The sequence below is a fragment of the Brachybacterium sp. ACRRE genome (genome assembly GCF_022346485.1).
GTDB classification, from domain to species: Bacteria; Actinomycetota; Actinomycetes; order Actinomycetales; family Dermabacteraceae; genus Brachybacterium; species Brachybacterium halotolerans.
The window spans coordinates 46,021-62,879 of sequence record NZ_JAKRMO010000018.1; the positions used below are offsets into that span (position 1 = coordinate 46,021).

Sequence of the window (16,859 nt, forward strand, 5' to 3'; positions counted from 1 at the left end):
ATGACCGCCCGAACGACAGAAGGGCCCCGCCGAGAGGCGGGGCCCTTCTGCTGCGCCGGTGGACGGGCAGCGGATGCGGGGCGGAGACCGAGCGCGGTGTCGAGCCCGGATCGGATGACCCGGCGCCGGCCTCCCGTCAGCTGCGCGCCTCCGGGGGGACGACGAGGACGGGCCGCAGACGCTCGCCCTCGGCGTCGGCCTCGGTCTCGGTCTCGGTCTCGACGACGGCGACCAGGCGACCCTCCGGGTCGAGCGCAGCTCGCACTCCCCCGTCGGCCCCGCCCGGGGACGCCGTCGCGTGCACGCGCTTGCCCTGCCCGAGGGCGATCGCCCTCTCCTCGTCCAGTGCGACGGTGGGCATCACGTGCGCGGCGGTCTCGCCGAGGCCCCGCAGCGGAAGCTCCACGTCGTCGCCCTCGCCGCGGGCGGGCACGTGCACCGCGTCCTGGACGTCGAAGGGGCCCACGCGCGTGCGCCGCAGAGCGGTGAGGTGCCCGCCCACGCCCAGCGCGGCCCCGAGGTCCCGGGCGAGCGCCCGCACGTAGGTGCCCGAGCTGCAGGTCACGGTCACGTCGAGATCGAGGAAGGGGTCCGCGTCGCGCCGGGCGAGCACCGTGAAGTCGCTGATCGTCACGGGACGCGCGGGGAGCGTCACGTCCTCGCCCGCACGGGCGCGAGCATAGGCGCGCTTGCCGTCGACCTTGATGGCGCTGACGGTCGAGGGCACCTGTTGGATCTCCCCTCGCAGGGCGTCCAGGCTCTCCTCGATCCGGTGCGGCGTGAGGCCCACGGCGGGGACGACCTCGCCGATCTCCTCGCCCTCGCGGTCGTCGGTGGTGGTGGCAAGGCCCAGGCGGATCGTCGCCGTGTAGGTCTTGTCGAGCCCCACGAGGTGGGTGAGCAGCCGCGTGCCCTGCCCGACGCCCAGGATCAGCAGCCCCGTGGCCATCGGGTCGAGGGTGCCGGCGTGGCCGACCTTCTTCGTGCCCAGCAGCCAGCGCACGCGGGCGACCACGTCATGGCTGGTGCGCTCGGGCGCCTTGTCCACGAGCAGCACGCCGTGGGGCAGGGCCGCGAGGTCCTGCGGACCGCGCGCCATCACGCGCGCGCGTCGCCCGCGGGGCCCCCGTCCGCGGGATCGTCCGCGGAGCCGTCCTCGAGGTCCTCCTCGACGTCGTCCTCGTCGCGGGGCTTGCGGTAGGGGTCCTCCTCGCCCGCGAAGGACGCGCCCTCCTGCTGGCGGGCGAGATCGGCGTCGCGGGACCTGGCCTGGACCAGCAGGTCCTCGATCGTGCGGGCGTTCTCGGGGAGAGCGTCCTCGACGAACTCGAGGGTCGGGGTGAGGCGCACGCCGGTCTGACGGCCCACCTCACGGCGCAGCATTCCGGTGGCGCTCTGGAGGGCGGCGGCGGTGCCCGCGCGCTCCTCGTCGTCCCCGAAGACGGTGTAGAAGATCGTGGCGTGCTGGAGGTCGCCGGTCACGCGCACCTCGGTGATCGTGATGAAGCCCAGGCGGGGATCCTTCACGCGGGTGTCGAGCATGGTGGCGACGATCTGCTGGATGCGGTCGGCGAGGCGCCGGGCGCGGGGGCTGTTCTCACTCATGGCGGGTCCTTTCGCGGGGCTCGTGCGCCTCGGCACGGGCGGGCGGGTCTGTCGTGGTGGCTTCGGAGTCTGTGGTGGCCGCGGCCGATGTCCCGTCCCCCGTCGCGGACGATGGGGCCATCGCAGGAGTGGCCCGCGGGGCGGTGAGCTGTGGGGCGGCGGGCTCGTCGGCGGAGGCGGCGAGGGCGCGCAGGAGGTCCAGCTGCGGATGGTCGTCGGGGACGGCGAGGACCACGTCCCGGTCGATGGCCTGGTCGACGCGATGGCGGAACGCCCCGTCGCCGCTGAGCACGGTGAGTCCGTGGGATCCGAGGATCTCACGCACTCGCTCGTAGGGCGCGGTGCGGCGGTTCAGGGCGAGCGCCATGCCGCCGCCCGTGCGCAGCAGCGCGCGCCATGCGGGCATGGCCTGCTCGAGCAGGTCGAGCGGGGATCGCTGCCAGCCCTCGGTCCGTGCGCCGTGCTGGACGCCGTAGGGCAGGTCCGCCACGAGCGCGTCGACGGAGCGGTCCGGGAGCACCTCGGCCAGCCGGGTCGTGTCGCAGGTCAGCAGGCAGAGCTTCTGGACCTCGCCCGCGCGCTGCGCCCGGCGGTCGGCGGCGAGCTCGAGGTCCCAGCGCGATCCTGCGCCGCGGCCGCCGGCCGGGGAGCGGAGCCCCAGACGGCCCGAGCTCTGGGTGTGCGGGAGGTGATGCTGCTTGGCCCACGTGGTGAGGAAGGTGCGGTAGGCGTCGATGTCCTTGGCGTCGATGTCGGCACCGGTGGGGCTGAGGCCGAGGCGCAGGGCGCGGCTGAGCGTCGTGCCACGTCCGCACGTGGGGTCGAGCAGTGCGAGATCGCCGCGCAGCACTCCCCCGCGCCGGCTCGACAGGGCGGCGGCGAGGTTCAGCAGCAGTGCGGTGAACTGCTCGTTCGTCTTCCCCGGGTACCGCAGGGTGGTCTCGAGCTCGCTGCCGTGGCGCATGACCTCCGGCAGGGGCGTCGGACGCAGCAGCGGGAGGGCGGAGCCGGTCGGATCCGGGCCGGTCGTATCCGGGACGGTCGTATCCGCGCCCGCCGGATCCGCACCTGCGGGGGCGGCGGCAGCACCCGACTCCGACGCCTCGAAGACCGCGAAGGTCGAGGAGAGCTGCGCGACGAGCGGTCGCAGGGGGTCCCCGGAGGATCCCTGCGCCGTGTCCTGGGGGTCCGTCCGGATCTCGAGGTAGTCGACGCCCGCGATCTCGCGCTCGCGCACGTCCGCCGGCGCACCGAGATGGGCGCCGAGCACCCAGCGGGCCTCGCGGACGGCGAGAGGACCGGCCGACGCGGTGAACACGCGGTTCGCCGAGGGGGCGCGCAGCACGAGCAGGCTCTCGGTCATGGTCTCGGCTCCCTCCCTGTCGGCCTGTGGGGCCCCGGCCGAGCTCGCATCACCGGAGCGGGCCCTGCGTCGCCGGGATGCAGGGACGCGTCGGGCGCCCCGGTTCGACCGGGGCGCCCGACGCGCGCTGTCACTTCGAGGTGTTCTCGCGAGGCTTCTCGCGCATCTCATAGGTGGTGATCAGGTCATCGGTCTGGAGGTCGTTGAAGCGCCCCAGGTTGATGCCGCACTCGAAGCCCTCGCGGACCTCGGTCACGTCGTCCTTGAAGCGACGCAGACCGGCGATCTCGAGTCCTTCGGTGATGACCACGCCACCGCGGGTGATGCGTGCCTTCGCGCCGCGGCGGATCTCGCCGCTGCGCACGATCGAACCGGCGATGTTGCCGAACTTCGAGGAGCGGAAGATCTCGCGGATCTCCGCCGACCCCGTGTCGACCTCCTCGTACTCGGGCTTGAGCATGCCCTGCAGGGCCTGCTCGATCTCCTCGATGGCGCGGTAGATCACGGAGTAGTACTTGATCTCCACGCCCTCGCGGTCCGCGTACTCGGCGTTCTGGCCCTCGGCGCGCACGTTGAAGCCGATGATCACGGCGTCGGAGGCGACGGCGAGGTTGATGTTGTTCATCGTGATCGCGCCGACGCCGCGGTCGATGATCCGCAGCTGCACCTGGTCGTCGATCTCGATGCCCAGCAGGGCCTCCTCGAGCGCCTCGACGGAGCCCGCCGCATCGCCCTTGAGGATGAGGTTGAGGGTCTCGACCTTGCCCTCGGCCATCGACTTGGTGATGTCCTCGAGGCTGATCCGCTTGCGTGCCTTCGACAGCGCGGCGGCACGCTTGGCGGCCTCGCGCTTCTCGGCGATCTGACGGGCGGTGCGCTCGTCGGCCGCGACCAGGAAGGAGTCGCCGGCGCCGGGCACGGAGGTCAGACCGAGCACCTGCACCGGGCGGGACGGGCCCGCCTCCTCGACGTTCTGGCCGTGCTCGTCGAGCATCGCTCGCACGCGGCCGTGGCCGGTGCCGCAGACGATCGCGTCGCCCACGTGGAGCGTGCCCTGCTGCACGAGGACCGTGGCCACCGGGCCGCGACCGCGGTCCAGGTTGGCCTCGATCGCGATGCCGCGGGCCTGCTTGTCCGGGTTGGCGCGCAGGTCCAGGGCGGCGTCCGCGGTGAGCAGGACGGCGTCCAGGAGCTTGTCGATGTTCTGCCCCTCACGGGCGGAGACGTCGACGAACATGGTGTCGCCGCCGTACTCCTCGGCGATCAGGTTGTACTCGGTCAGCTGCTGACGGACCTTGTCCGGGTTCGCGTCCGGCTTGTCGATCTTGTTCACCGCGACCACGATCGGCACGTCGGCCGCCTGGGCGTGGTTGAGCGCCTCGATGGTCTGCGGCATCACGCCGTCATCGGCCGCGACCACGAGGATCGCGATGTCGGTGACGTCGGCGCCGCGGGCACGCATGGCCGTGAAGGCCTCGTGGCCCGGGGTGTCGATGAAGGTGATCGCGCGGTCCTCGGGACCGTCCTCGCTCTCGTGCTCCACCTCGACCTGGTAGGCGCCGATGTGCTGGGTGATCCCGCCGGCCTCGCCGGCCTGGACCTTCGCGTTGCGGATCGAGTCCAGCAGGCGGGTCTTGCCGTGGTCGACGTGACCCATGACGGTGACCACGGGCGAGCGGGGCAGACGATCCTCGTCGTCCTCCTCGGCGAGATCGGCATCGAGATCGATGTCGAACTGCTCGAGCAGCTCGCGCTCCTCGTCCTCCGGGGAGACGATCTCGATCTTGTAGCCGAGCTCCTCCCCCAGCAGGTGGAAGGTGTCCTCGTCGAGGGACTGGGTGGCCGTGGCCATCTCGCCCATCGCGAAGAGCACGGTGATCAGCGACGCGGGGTTCACCTCGATGCGGTCGGCGAAGTCGCTGAGCGACGCGCCGCGGCGCAGCCGGATGGTCGTGCCGTTCCCGCGAGGGATCGACACGCCGCCCGGTGCGGGCGCCTGCATCTGCTCGAACTCCTGGCGCTTCGCGCGCTTCGACTTGCGCGAGCGCGCGGGCTTGCCGCCGCGGCCGAAGGCGCCCTGGGTGGCGCCGCGTCCGCCGCGGCCGCGCGGGCCGCCGAAGCCGCTGCGGGGACCGCCGCCGCCACCGGGACCGCCGCCGGGGCCGCCGCCGCTGCGGGGGCCGCCGCCACGGCCGCCGCGACCGCCGCCGCCCGGCTTCTGGGCGTCGGCGAGGCCGCCGTGGGAGTGCTGGCGCATGATGCCCGGGGTGGGCATGCCGGGACGGGGAGCGCCCGAGCGTGCGCCGCCCTCACGGGGCGGACGCGAGCCCTGGTCCCCGCCGGAGCCGGAGCCGGCGCCGCCACGACCCTGCGGGCGCGGCCCACCGGGACGGGGCATGCCCTGCGCGGTCGCGAAGGGGTTGTTGCCGGGGCGCGGGCCGCCGGGGCGGTTGCCGCCGCCGTCGCGCTGCGGGCGCGGACGGCCGGGACGCGGCATCCCCTGGGAGGTCGCGAACGGGTTGTTGCCGGGGCGGGCGCCGCCGGGCTTGGGGGCGGCGCCGGGACGCGGGGCGGCCGAGCCGGACGACTCCTTGCCGTCCGTGTCGTCCGCATGGGACTGCTCGCTCTGCGCGGCGCTCTCGGCGGCGTCCTCCTGCTTCGCCGCGGCGGTGCGGGGCGTCGGCGCGGAGGGCTTGGAGGGAGTGCTCGAGGGCTTCGCCGCGGGCGCCTCGGCGCTCTCCGGCTTCTCCTGCGAGGGCTCGGGCGCCGGCGCGGGCTTCTCGGCGGGGGCCGAGGGGGCGGGCGCGGCGGCATCGTCCTTGGCGGGCGCCTTCGGGGCAGCGCCGGGCTTGGCGGGAGCCGGCTTGGCGGCTCCGGGCTTCGCAGCGGGCTTCTTCTTCTCGCTGCCGGCCTCGGAGGCCGGGAACGCCTCGCGCAGCCTGCGCGCGACGGGTGCTTCGATGGTCGAGGAGGCGGAACGGACGAATTCGCCCATGTCCTGCAGCTTCTGCAGAACGACCTTGCTCGGCTGTCCGAGCTCCTTGGCGAGCTCGTGGACGCGGACCTTAGCCACAATTCTCCTGTCTCGGTCCGGCCGACAGAAGGGCGCGGACCATTAGTTCCTGTGGGTGCTCATGACCGAGTACTCATCGGATGTCCATTGGTTCTTCTACCTGTTCCCCTGGAAGGCGAGTGGGTAAGAGGCCTCGAGATCCCGGGCGAGGAGCCCGGTGTCGACCGCGCCGCGGAAGGACCGGGCGAAGCCGCCCCGCTTCAGGGCGAGGTCGAGGCATGATGCGTCGGCGTGGAGCCACGCTCCCCGACCCGGCGCGGATCCGGAGGGATCCGCACGCACGCGGGGCGCGACCCCCTCGGGGGTCTGCTCCATGACGAGGCGCACCAGCTGGTCGCGAGGGGCCGCCGTGCGGCAGCCCACGCACGTGCGCTCGGGCCGATGGCTCGTGGAACGGTTCTCCACAGGGCCTCCAGTTCGCGCGCACACAGCCTGACCAGTGTAGCCGACCTGCTCGCGGAGCCCGGCATCCGCGAGGCGTGCGTTACAGCTGCGAGGATTCCTCGCCCGGCGCGGGCTCGGCGGTGGACTCCTCGGTGGCAGCGGGGGCGTCCGGCGCGACGGCGGCCGACGGCGCCTCGTCCGACGGGGCCGTGGTCGACGTCGCCTGCTCCGACGGGGCCTCGTCCGACGGGGCGGCCTGCGCGACGACGGGCTGCTCCGGGGCGGCGTCCGAGCGGATGTCGATCTTCCAGCCCGTGAGCTTCGCGGCGAGACGGGCGTTCTGCCCCTCCTTGCCGATGGCCAGGGAGAACTGGCCGTCGGGCACGATCGCGCGGACGGCGCGGCCCACCTCGTCGGTCACGGCGACCGAGGTGACGCGGGCCGGCGAGAGCGCATGGGCGACGAAGACGGTGGGGTCCTCGTCGAAGTCGACGATGTCGATCTTCTCGCCGTTCAGCTCGTTCATCACCGAGCGGACGCGCGCGCCCATCGGGCCGATGCACGCGCCCTTGGGGTTCACCCCGGGCACGGTCGCGCGCACGGCCATCTTGGTGCGGTGGCCCGCCTCGCGGGCGAGTCCCACGATCTCGACGGTGCCGTCGGCGACCTCCGGGACCTCGAGCGCGAACAGGCGGCGCACGAAGTTCGGGTGCGAGCGCGAGAGCGTGATCTGCGGCCCCTTGGGACCGCGGCGGGTCTCCACGACGTAGGAGCGGACGCGGCGGCCGTGCGAGTAGTCCTCGCCGGGCACGCGCTCGTGCGGGGGCAGCACGGCCTCGACGGTGCCGAGGTCGACCATCACCATGCGCGGGTCGCGGCCCTGCTGGATGATCCCCGAGACGATGTCCTCGGTGCGGTCGGCGTACTCGCCCAGCACCGCGTCGTCCTCGAGCTGGCGGATGCGCTGGAAGATCACCTGGCGCGCGGTCGAGGCGGCGACCCGGCCGAAGTTCTCCGGGGTGTCGTCCCACTCCTCGACGAGCTCGCCGTCGGCATCGCGCTCGCGGGCGAGCACGGCGACGGCGCCGGTGCGCTCGTCGATCGTGACCTCGGAGTCCTTCACCGGGTGGTCGGTGTGCAGGTAGGCGGCGTGCAGCGCCTGGCGGATCGCGTCCAGGAGCACGTCCACGGGGATCTCCCGCTCGCGCTCCAGGGCCCGCAGGGCTCCCATGTCGATGTCCATGTCAGCGCTCCGAATCGTCAGCGGCGGATGAGGGGCGGGTGGTGCCGTCCTCGGGGACGGCGGGGTCGGTCTGCCCGGCGGGCACGGCCGCGGCGGCGCGGGCGGCGAGCTCGTCCAGCTGCGCCTGGTCCGGCGGCGGGGTGAACTCGACCTCGACGCGCGCCGAGACGACGTCCGAGAGGGGCACGGCGAGGAACTCGGGAGTTCCCGCCGGGAGCTTGCGGGGGCGTCCGCGGTCGTCGACGCCGGGCTCGGGATGCAGCGTGAGCGTCCCGTCCTCGGCCACGGCGAGCAGCCGGGCGCGCAGGCTCGTCTCGCCCGCACCGGCGGCGCCCGACAGCGCGGTCGTGAGCAGGCGGCCGCGGGAGCGTCGGAAGTGGCGGGGCTGCGTGAGCGTGCGCTCGGCACCGGGGGTGGTGACCTCGAGCAGGCTCGGACCGGGGCCGAGGATCGACTCGTCCTCGTCCAGCAGCTCGGAGATCTCGCGGGACGCCTCCGCGACCGCGTCGAGGTCCGCGCTCCCCGTGCGGTCCTCGGGGAGGTCGACGACGAGCGTGACCTCGGTGGTGCCCTGGCGCTCGTGGACGGCGGCGTCCTCGAGCACGAGGTCGTGGCGGGAGAGGATCTGCGATGCGGCGTCCTGGACGCGTCCGACGGTCTGCTCGGAGGTCATGGCTCCCACCTCTTCTCCTGTGTTCTGCTGTGCGCCCTGCGGGGACACCACTCTAGTCCGCGCACGCGGGTCTCGCCCGCGTGGGAGGCCCCGGACCGCGCGCACGTGGCGAGGCGCACGCCCGAGAGGCAGGGCGCTCACGGGGACGTCGGGCGGACATGACGGAGCCGCACGATCGCGGCGGCGTCGCACGATGGCGGAGGAGCCGCGCGGTGATGGCAGAATCGGGCTCATGCGTGCCGAGCTCCCCCACCCCGGGCCCCGCCGTCGTGCGGTCCTGCTGGGCGGGCTCTCGCTCGGCGCGCTCGCCCTGTCCGGCTGCGACGGAGTGAGGATCGGCCAGCCCGCCGTGTACACCCCGCCGCCGGAGGGCATCGACGACCTCTACCGCCGCGACCTGCTGGCCCTGCTCGAGACGGGCCTCGGCGCGCAGATCGAGGCCGACGAGCGCTCGCGCGGCCTGGTCACCGGGGTGCAGGAGGCGCTCGGCCGACAGCGCGAGGCCATGCTCACCGGAGCCGAGGCGGAGGACGAGAGCTCCGCGTCGAGCGACGGCGGCGGCAGCGGCGACTCGGGCGGCAGCGGGGGCAGCGATGGCGGCGGCACGGGGAACGGCGGTGGCGGCGATGCCGCGCCGACCGACCTGCAGGGGCTCTCGGACCTGCTCGTGGCGATCCGCGACCTCACCACCGACGCGGCCCGACAGGTCTCCGGCTCCCTCGCGCGCCCCATGCTCGCCACCGGCGTCTTCGCGGCCTGGGCGGCGCAGAGGCTCGCCCGGATCGGCGGCACCGAGGCACCCACCCGTCCCCCGTCGGCCGAGAAGATCGTGCCCGCGCGCGACGTGCCGGAGCCCGACCCGCCGTCGATCGGTGCGGAGGTCGACTACCACTCCTCGCTCGAGCGGGCGCAGGAGGACGAGTGGTACGCGGGCTACGTGCGCGAGGTGCTCGCGGCCTCCGCGAGCGGGACGCAGCGCTCGGCCCTCATCGCCCAGAGCGATGCCAACCGCGAGCGCGCCGAGCAGCTCGGCGCCTTCGCCCGCGAGGACGGCGCGAAGGAGGTGCTGCGCGCGGCCGTGTACCCGCTGCCGGGCGGCGGCGTCACGCAGGAGCTGCGGAAGGACGAGCCCGAGGCGCTCGCCCTCACCCTCGTCGAGGACCACGTGATCCTCACCGGCGCCGCGCCCTTCGAGCGCCGGTCGCTGTCGATCGCGGCCGCCCTGGACCAGGCGGTGCTGCTGGCGTCCCTGCGCTCCTCCCTGTCGGCGCTGCCGACCCTCGATCCGGAGGGCTGAGCACGGGCGTCCGCGTTCCGCGGCGTTCGGCGCCCGCGGCGTCCGGCTCCCCGACGAGCGGACGCCCCGCCCCTCGCAGTGAGGAGCGGGGCGTCGGATCGAGGGATCGCGCGCGGTTCGCGTTTCAGGCGCGGACGGCGCGGACCACGAGGTCCACGACCTCCTGCGGGGAGACTTCGGCGACCTCGCCGCTCGCACGATCGCGGATCTCGACCTTGCCCTCGGCGAGCCCGCGACCGACGACGACCGTGGTGGGCAGGCCCAGCAGCTCGGAGTCCTTGAACTTCACGCCCGGGGAGACCTTCGGGCGATCGTCGTAGAGCACCTCGAGGCCCTGGGCCTCGAGGTCCCGCGCGATGCGGTCGGCCTCGTCGAAGACGCTCTGGTCCTTGCCCGTCGCGAGCACGTGGACGTCCGCCGGGGCGACGGCGCGCGGCCAGGTCAGTCCCTTCTCGTCGTGGTGGAGCTCGGCGATCGCGGCGACCGCGCGCGTGACGCCGATGCCGTAGGAGCCCATGGTCACCACGGCGGACTTGCCGTTCTCGTCGAGCACGCGCAGGTCGAGCGCCTCGGCGTACTTCCGTCCCAGCTGGAAGATGTGCCCCATCTCCATGCCGCGGGTCAGGCGCATCGGGCCCGAGCCGTCGGGCGCGGGGTCGCCGTCGCGGACCTCCGCGGCCTCGATCGTGCCGTCGGCCGTGAAGTCGCGGCCGAACACGAGGTCGTAGACGTGCTTGTCCTTCGCGCCAGCCCCGGCGACCCAGCGGGTGCCCGGGACGACCCGCGGGTCGACGACGTAGCGGATCTTGGACGGCGCCTCGAGGCCCAGCCCCTCGGGGCCGATGTACCCCTTCTTCAGCACGGGGTGCTTCGCGAAGTCCTCCTCGGTGAAGGCCGTCGCGATCGCGGGGGCCACGGCCACCTCGAGGCGCTTGTCGTCGACCTCGCGGTCGCCGGGCAGGGCGATCACGAGCGGCTCCGTGGTGCCGTCGGGGTGGGTGAGCAGGTAGACGAGGTGCTTGAGCATCTCGTAGCGGGTCCACTCCCCCGACTCCGCGACGTACCCCTGGCCGGGGAAGGCCTCGTTGGAGAAGTCGGTGAGCTTCGCGATGGTCGAGGCGCCCGGGGTGTCCTCGACGTGCGCGGCGGGCAGCTGCGCGATGCGGTCCGCGGCGAGCGCCTCGGGGGCGACGGTCGTGACGGCCTCGACGTTCGCGGCGTAGCCGCCGTCGGAGACCACGAAGGTGTCCTCGCCGATCGGCGTGGGGTGCAGGAACTCCTCGGAGCGGGAGCCGCCCATGGCGCCGGCGTCGGCCTGGCAGATGACGGTGGGCAGGCCCAGGCGCTCGAAGGTGCGCTGGTAGGCGCCGCGCTGCTTGAAGTAGGAGGCGTCCAGGCCGGCGTCGTCGATGTCGAAGGAGTAGGCGTCCTTCATGATGAACTCGCGCACGCGCAGCAGTCCGGCGCGCGGACGCGCCTCGTCGCGGTACTTGGTCTGGATCTGGTACAGCATGACCGGGAGGTCCTTGTACGAGTTGAACAGATCCTTCACCGCGAGGGTGAACATCTCCTCGTGGGTGGGTGCGAGCAGGTAGTCGGCCTGCTTGCGGTCCTTCAGGCGGAACAGGGTGGGGCCGTACTCCTCCCAGCGGCCGGTCGCCTCGTAGGGCTCGCGGGGCTGCAGCGCGGAGAACAGCAGCTCGTTGCCGCCGATCGCGTCCTGCTCCTCGCGCACGATCTGCTCGACCTTCCGCATCACCCGCAGGCCCAGGGGCAGCCAGGTGTACACGCCCGGCGCGCTGCGGCGGATGTACCCGGCGCGCACCAGCAGCTTGTGGCTCGCGACCTCGGCGTCCGACGGGTCCTCGCGCAGGGTGCGGACAAACGAGGAGGACATGCGGATCATGGAGGGCCTTTCGAACGGAGGGGTGGGCGCCCCACGACGGCGGGAGGAGCCCCCACCATGGTAGAGGAGACGCGCCCGTGCCTCGTGCAGGTCCGCCGCCCGGGGCCCCGCTCAGTTCTGCTGGAGCAGCGCCATGCCGACGCCGGAGACGAGCACGATGCCCACCAGCACGATCCAGCCGAGCAGCGCGATCAGGTTCAGCGCGATCCCCCAGCCCGCGCGGCCGCGCGCCAGCGGCTCGCGGCCGCGCGAGGAGACGCCCAGCCACAGGCCGATGATCGGGCCGATGAAGATCCAGCCGGCCATCAGCGAGCAGATGCCGATGACGAGGCTCGCCGTGCCCCGTCCGGTCTCGTCACCGGTGCGGACGCTCATGGACGCGTGTGTCATCGTGCTCTCCTTCGTGGGGTTCTGCGTGCCGGGCGGTGGCTGCTCGCGCTCGTGCGCTCGCCGCTCGGACCGGGATGCCCCCATCCTCGCGCGGCCTTGTCGTCATCGCATCGGCCCCCGGGGTGGTCCTCGGGGCCCGGCCTGCGACCTGAGGTGGAATCAGGGCGATGGGCGGCGCGACCTGCGGAGGGGCGCAGGGGAGGACGTCGTCGCGCACCGGGTTGACACGGCGCACCGGCTCCCCCGTACCATCGAGTAATCGATTTCCGACGACGATGTCCGGACGGTGCGTGTGCGATGACGGATCCGCAGAGGGCTCCCGACCCCGAGGGCGAGCTGCTGCTCGAGGTGCGGGGCGCCGTGAAGACGTTCCCCGGAGTGCGCGCGCTCTCCGACATGCGTCTCGACCTGCACGCGGGGGAGGTGCTCGCCCTGGTCGGCGAGAACGGCGCCGGGAAGTCCACGCTCATGAAGGTGCTCACGGGCGTGCATCGCCCGGACGCGGGCGAGTTCCGCTACCTGGGGCGGCCCCTGCGGGTGAGCGGCCCCCTGGACGCGGCCCGTCAGGGGCTCGCGATCATCCACCAGGAGCTGAACCTGATCCCCGCGCTCACCGTGGCGCAGAACGTCTTCCTGCGCCGCGAGAACCCTGCAGCGGGCCTGTTCACCCGTCCCCGGGACCTGGAGTCGCGCACCCGGGACCTGCTGGACCGGCTCGGCATGGACCTCGACCCGTCGACCCGCGCCGAGGACCTCACCGTCGCCCAGCAGCAGATGGTCGAGATCGCGAAGGCGCTCAGCTTCGACGCCCGCGTGCTGGTCATGGACGAGCCCACGGCCGCGCTCAACGAGACCGAGGCCGCCGCGCTCCACGCCCTCATCCGCGATTTCGTCACCCCGCGCACCGGCGTCGTCTTCATCTCGCACCGCATGGAGGAGCTGCGGGGTCTCGCCGACCGCGTGCAGGTCATCCGCGACGGCGAGTACGTGGACGACTTCCCGATGGCCGGCGCGACCCTCGACGAGGTCGTCACCAAGATGGTCGGGCGCCCCGTGACCACCGGGCGTGCGCGCGCTCCCCGGGACGCGCAGCCCGATCGCGAGGACCGCCCGGTCCTCCTCTCCGTCGAGCACCTGCGCAGCGAGCCGCTCGTCCGCGACGTCTCCTTCGAGCTGCGCGAGGGCGAGATCCTGGGCTTCGCGGGCCTGATGGGCGCCGGGCGCACCGAGACGGCCCGAGCGCTCATCGGCTCCCTCCCCCGCCAGGGCGGAGAGGTCCGCCTGCGCGGACGACCCGTCGCCTTCCGCTCCCCCGCCCAGGCGGCCCGCGCGGGCATCGGCTACCTGCCCGAGGACCGCAAGCGTCTGGGCCTCATGCTCGAGAGCTCCGTGCTGGCGAACATGGAGCTCTCCTCGCTCGGCTCCCGCTTCCAGCGCGCGGGACTCGTGCGCCGCGCCGACGCGCGCCGGGCGGCCGAAGAGCAGGCGAGCGCGCTGCGCATCCGCACCCCGCACCTCGAGCAGCCGATCAAGAACCTCTCGGGCGGCAATCAGCAGAAGGCCGTCATCGGACGCTGGCTGATGCGGGAGAGCGACGTGCTGATCTTCGACGAGCCCACCCGCGGCATCGACGTCGGCGCGAAGGAGGAGATCCACTCGCTCCTCGAGGACCTCGCCGCGCAGGGGCGCTCCCTGATCGTCATCTCCTCCGAGCTGCCCGAGGTGCTGCGCCTGGCCCACCGCGTCGTCGTCATGGCCGAGGGCCGCGTCGCGGGGGTGCTCGACGCGGCCGACGCCGACCCCGAGTCCGTCATGCGCCTCGCGGCCGTCGAGGAGGCCCCCGGCCATCCCCGCGCCGCAGATCCCGACCCCGCCCCCGAGCGCGGACGCACCGACGCGCCCGCCACCACGGAAGGACACCGATGAGCACGCTCGCCGCCTCCCCGACCCGTGAGGAGGCCGGCACCGGCCGCCCGCGCGGGCCGCGCCGCGTCCGCCTCCAGCAGCTGCTGGCCGCCGGGACCCTCGTCCTGATCTTCCTCGCGTTCTCCATCGCGAGTCCTTCGATCTTCCCCACCTGGGGGAACATCGTCACGATCCTGTACTCGACCGTGGTGATCGGCCTGCTCGCCCTCGGCGCGACCTTCGTGATCACCACTGCGGGCATCGACCTGTCGGTGGGCACGGGAATGGCGCTGTGCGCGGTGATGAGCGGCATGTTCATCGTGAACTGGGGGATCCCGGTCCCGCTCGGCATCGTGCTCGCGATCCTCTTCGGCGGCCTCATCGGCCTGATCAACGGGGTGAGCGTCGCGATCCTCGACCTGCCGCCGTTCATCGCGACCCTGGCGATGATGATGGTCGCCTCCGGGCTCGCGCTGGTGATCTCCGGCGCCGCACCGATCTACTTCGAGGACCCCTCCTACATGGGCTTCTCGACCGGGACGATCATCCCCTCGATCCCCAATGCCGTGCTCGTGCTGGCCCTCGCCGCCGTGATCGCGGCCGTGCTCATGTCCCGCACCCTGCTGGGGCGCTACGCGACGGCGATCGGCTCCAACCAGGAGGCAGCGGAGCTCGCGGGCGTGGCCGTGAAGAAGTGGCTGATGATCGTCTACATCGTGGGCGGTCTGTTCACCGGGCTCGCGGGCGTCATGATCTCGGCCCGGCTCGGCTCCGCGCAGCCCGCGACCGGCATGGGCTACGAGCTCGACGCGATCGCCGCCGTCGTCATCGGCGGGACCTCGCTGTCCGGCGGGCGCGGGACGATCGTCGGCACGGTGATCGGCGCGCTCATCATCTCCGTGCTCACCAACGGTCTGCAGATCCTCTCCATCCCCCAGGAATGGCAGGACGTCCTGCTCGGAGCGGTGATCCTGGTGGCCGTGTTCATCGACCGCCTGCGTCGTCGCGCGGAGCGCACGGCATGAACGGGGGCGGGGCCGGGGCGGTCGGCGGGCCGCGTCCCGGTCGGCGCGCGCCGAGCCGTCGTGCCGTGCTCGCCCTCGGCGGTGCGGCCCTGCTGCTGCCGGCGGCGGGCTGCGGACGCTCGCGAGAGGACGTCACGCACATCGCCCTGGTCTCGAAGGGCTTCCAGCACCAGTTCTGGCAGGCCGTGCGACGCGGCGCCCGCGCGGAGGCCGAGGAGAACGGCGTGGTCCTCACCTTCGAGGGCCCGCCCGCGGAGACCGACGTCGAGGCCCAGATCACGATGCTGCAGAACGCCGTGACGCGGAACCCCGACGCGCTGGGCCTCGCGGCCCTGGACTCCCGCGCGGCGGCGCTGGCCCTCGAGGAGGCGGACTCCAAGGGGATCCCGGTGATCGCCTTCGACTCGGGTGTGGACTCCGACATCCCGCTCGCGACGGTCGCCACCGACAACGCCGCGGCCGCGAAGGAGGCCGCCAAGCACATGTGCGAGCTGATCGACGGGAAGGGCCAGGTGGGGATCGTCGCCCACGACCAGGTGTCCCTCTCCGGCACCGACCGCCGCGACGGCTTCCTGGCCGGGCTGAAGGAGTACGGCCCCGGGGTGGAGGCTCTCGAGGTGCAGTACGGGGAGGGCGACCAGGCGAAGTCCGCCGACATCGCGCGCTCCATGATCACCGCGCATCCCGACCTGAAGGGGCTGTTCGGCACCAACGAGGGATCGGCGATCGGCGTTCTCAAGGGCGTCGAGGAGTCCGGGCGCACCGACCTGGCCGTGATCGGCTTCGACTCCGGGCGCGCGCAGGTCGAGGCGATCCGCGCCGGCGAGATGGCGGGCGCCGTCACCCAGGACCCGATGCAGATGGGACGCCTCACCGTGCGCACGGCGCTGCAGGCCCTCGCGGGGAAGAAGGTCGAGAAGATGATCGACACCGGCTTCCTCTGGTACGACGGGGACAACATCGACAGCGACGACGTGCAGCGGGCGGTGTACCTCTGAGCGTGCCGGGCGAAAACCCCTCGGCTCCTGCGGCCCCCGCCCGCTACCGTCGGAGCATGGACCCCCGTGCACAGCACTTCGCCGACAACCGCGCCAACTGGGACGACCGCTCGGCGCTCCACGAGGCCTCGGGCTACGGCATCGAGGAGCTCGTCGCCGACCCGTCGGCGATCAGTCCCGCGCTGGCCCAGGACCGCGAGCGCCTCGGGGACCTCACGGGACTCGACGTCATCCACCTCCAGTGCCACCTGGGCACCGACACGGTCGGGCTCGCACGCCTCGGCGCCCGCCGGGTCGTGGGCCTGGACCTCTCCCCCGCCTCCCTCGCCCGGGCCGCACGGATCGCCGAGCGCTGCCGCGCCGATCTCGAGCTGGTCGAGGCCAACGTGTACGACGCGCGCGAGGCGGTGAGCGGGGACTTCGACCTCGTGTACACCTCGATCGGGGTGCTGTGCTGGCTGCCCGACGTGCGCGCCTGGGCGCGCGTGATCGCCTCCCTGCTGCGCCCCGGCGGCAGATTCCTCGTCCGCGACGACCATCCGATGTTCATGGCCATCGGCGAGGACGTGAGCGACGGGCTGCGCATCGAACAGCCCTATTTCGAGCGTGAGCAGCCCATGACCTGGGACGAGGAGTTCAGCTACGTGGAGGCTCCGCCCGATGCCCCCGCGATCGCGCACAGCCGCAGCCACCAGTGGAACCACTCCCTCGCGCAGATCGTGAACGCCCTGCTGGAGGCCGGCCTGGTGCTCGACTCGCTCGAGGAGACGCCGTACTCGGCCTGGTGCCCGTGGCCCGATCTCATGGTGCGCGAGGGGGATCGCTGGCGTCTGCGGGAGGACCCCGACCGGATCGCCCTGCAGTTCGTCGCGACCGCCCACTGGCCGGCGGGCGGGGCCGGTGAGTCCGACGGGGCCCATGGTGAAGGATGAGCGCATGACGCACTCCTGGGATCCCGCATCCGTCACCGCCCCCGCCCCCTCGACGTCCCCCGATC

General features: G+C 73.1%; 14 protein-coding genes. 5 read left to right on the forward strand and 9 right to left on the reverse strand.

Annotated elements, in window-relative coordinates; translation table 11 throughout:
* Positions 1-136: 136 nt before the first annotated feature.
* The 7 genes from truB to rimP all read right to left on the reverse strand — a co-directional run bounded on the left by truB (position 137) and on the right by rimP (position 8,341).
* Positions 137-1,099, reverse strand: a complete 963-nt coding sequence (truB, locus tag MHY49_RS07500) for a tRNA pseudouridine(55) synthase TruB (RefSeq protein WP_239203408.1) — start codon at positions 1,097-1,099, stop codon at positions 137-139.
* Positions 1,099-1,605 carry a 30S ribosome-binding factor RbfA gene (rbfA, locus tag MHY49_RS07505; protein ID WP_239203409.1) on the reverse strand — a complete coding sequence of 169 codons (507 nt, stop codon included), beginning with the start codon at positions 1,603-1,605 and terminating at the stop codon, positions 1,099-1,101. Before rbfA ends, truB begins: the two co-directional genes overlap by 1 nt.
* Entirely contained in the window at positions 1,598-2,968 is a 1,371-nt protein-coding gene (locus MHY49_RS07510) for a TRM11 family methyltransferase (RefSeq protein ID WP_239203410.1), read from the reverse strand. The genes rbfA and MHY49_RS07510 overlap by 8 nt, the downstream gene beginning before the upstream one ends.
* A 130-nt stretch (positions 2,969-3,098) precedes the next feature.
* Complete coding sequence (gene infB / locus MHY49_RS07515) at positions 3,099-6,041, reverse strand: translation initiation factor IF-2 (protein WP_239203411.1); 2,943 nt, start codon at positions 6,039-6,041, stop codon at positions 3,099-3,101.
* A 96-nt stretch (positions 6,042-6,137) separates the two neighbouring features.
* Positions 6,138-6,470 (reverse strand): YlxR family protein, encoded by a 333-nt coding sequence (locus tag MHY49_RS19035; RefSeq protein ID WP_370646037.1) that lies wholly within the window; start codon positions 6,468-6,470, stop codon positions 6,138-6,140.
* A gap of 55 nt (positions 6,471-6,525) precedes the next feature.
* The gene (gene nusA / locus MHY49_RS07525) at positions 6,526-7,668 is read right to left on the reverse strand and encodes a transcription termination factor NusA (RefSeq protein WP_239203412.1); all 1,143 of its coding nucleotides are present in this window, start codon (positions 7,666-7,668) and stop codon (positions 6,526-6,528) included.
* 1 nt (position 7,669) lies between these two features.
* Complete coding sequence (gene rimP / locus MHY49_RS07530; protein WP_239203413.1) at positions 7,670-8,341, reverse strand: ribosome maturation factor RimP; 672 nt, start codon at positions 8,339-8,341, stop codon at positions 7,670-7,672.
* 232 nt (positions 8,342-8,573) lie between these two features.
* On the opposite strand from rimP, the gene MHY49_RS07535 reads away from it, so the two are divergent.
* The gene (locus MHY49_RS07535; RefSeq protein WP_239203414.1) at positions 8,574-9,638 is read left to right on the forward strand and encodes a DUF4439 domain-containing protein; all 1,065 of its coding nucleotides are present in this window, start codon (positions 8,574-8,576) and stop codon (positions 9,636-9,638) included.
* A 124-nt stretch (positions 9,639-9,762) separates the two neighbouring features.
* Here the strand turns inward: MHY49_RS07535 and MHY49_RS07540 are convergent, their stop codons facing one another.
* Together MHY49_RS07540 and MHY49_RS07545 are read right to left on the reverse strand one after the other, a co-directional pair.
* Positions 9,763-11,544 carry a proline--tRNA ligase gene (locus tag MHY49_RS07540; RefSeq protein WP_239203415.1) on the reverse strand — a complete coding sequence of 594 codons (1,782 nt, stop codon included), beginning with the start codon at positions 11,542-11,544 and terminating at the stop codon, positions 9,763-9,765.
* Positions 11,545-11,655: 111 nt separating this feature from the next.
* Positions 11,656-11,934, reverse strand: coding sequence for a hypothetical protein (locus tag MHY49_RS07545; RefSeq protein ID WP_239203416.1), 279 nt, complete (start codon positions 11,932-11,934; stop codon positions 11,656-11,658).
* Positions 11,935-12,231: 297 nt separating this feature from the next.
* Between MHY49_RS07545 and MHY49_RS07550 the strand changes: the two genes are divergently transcribed.
* From MHY49_RS07550 to MHY49_RS07565, 4 genes are read left to right on the forward strand one after another with little or no spacing between them, the layout of a single operon-like run.
* On the forward strand, positions 12,232-13,860 hold the full coding sequence (locus MHY49_RS07550) for a sugar ABC transporter ATP-binding protein (protein ID WP_239203417.1): 1,629 nt from the start codon (positions 12,232-12,234) through the stop codon (positions 13,858-13,860).
* Positions 13,857-14,864, forward strand: coding sequence for an ABC transporter permease (locus MHY49_RS07555; RefSeq protein ID WP_239203418.1), 1,008 nt, complete (start codon positions 13,857-13,859; stop codon positions 14,862-14,864). Before MHY49_RS07550 ends, MHY49_RS07555 begins: the two co-directional genes overlap by 4 nt.
* The gene (locus MHY49_RS07560; protein ID WP_239203419.1) at positions 14,861-15,862 is read left to right on the forward strand and encodes an ABC transporter substrate-binding protein; all 1,002 of its coding nucleotides are present in this window, start codon (positions 14,861-14,863) and stop codon (positions 15,860-15,862) included. Before MHY49_RS07555 ends, MHY49_RS07560 begins: the two co-directional genes overlap by 4 nt.
* Before the next feature lie 56 nt (positions 15,863-15,918).
* Entirely contained in the window at positions 15,919-16,794 is an 876-nt protein-coding gene (locus tag MHY49_RS07565; RefSeq protein ID WP_239203420.1) for a bifunctional 2-polyprenyl-6-hydroxyphenol methylase/3-demethylubiquinol 3-O-methyltransferase UbiG, read from the forward strand.
* The last annotated feature ends 65 nt before the right edge of the window (positions 16,795-16,859 follow it).

Coding starts and splice junctions, on each gene's coding strand:
- truB (WP_239203408.1), bottom strand. CDS start 1,099: ATGGCGCGCGGTCCGCAGGACCTCGCGGCCCTGCCCCACGGCGTGCTG.
- rbfA (WP_239203409.1), bottom strand. CDS start 1,605: ATGAGTGAGAACAGCCCCCGCGCCCGGCGCCTCGCCGACCGCATCCAG.
- MHY49_RS07510 (WP_239203410.1), bottom strand. CDS start 2,968: ATGACCGAGAGCCTGCTCGTGCTGCGCGCCCCCTCGGCGAACCGCGTG.
- nusA (WP_239203412.1), bottom strand. CDS start 7,668: ATGGACATCGACATGGGAGCCCTGCGGGCCCTGGAGCGCGAGCGGGAG.
- rimP (WP_239203413.1), bottom strand. CDS start 8,341: ATGACCTCCGAGCAGACCGTCGGACGCGTCCAGGACGCCGCATCGCAG.
- MHY49_RS07535 (WP_239203414.1), top strand. CDS start 8,574: ATGCGTGCCGAGCTCCCCCACCCCGGGCCCCGCCGTCGTGCGGTCCTG.
- MHY49_RS07540 (WP_239203415.1), bottom strand. CDS start 11,544: ATGATCCGCATGTCCTCCTCGTTTGTCCGCACCCTGCGCGAGGACCCG.
- MHY49_RS07545 (WP_239203416.1), bottom strand. CDS start 11,934: ATGACACACGCGTCCATGAGCGTCCGCACCGGTGACGAGACCGGACGG.
- MHY49_RS07550 (WP_239203417.1), top strand. CDS start 12,232: ATGACGGATCCGCAGAGGGCTCCCGACCCCGAGGGCGAGCTGCTGCTC.
- MHY49_RS07555 (WP_239203418.1), top strand. CDS start 13,857: ATGAGCACGCTCGCCGCCTCCCCGACCCGTGAGGAGGCCGGCACCGGC.
- MHY49_RS07560 (WP_239203419.1), top strand. CDS start 14,861: ATGAACGGGGGCGGGGCCGGGGCGGTCGGCGGGCCGCGTCCCGGTCGG.
- MHY49_RS07565 (WP_239203420.1), top strand. CDS start 15,919: ATGGACCCCCGTGCACAGCACTTCGCCGACAACCGCGCCAACTGGGAC.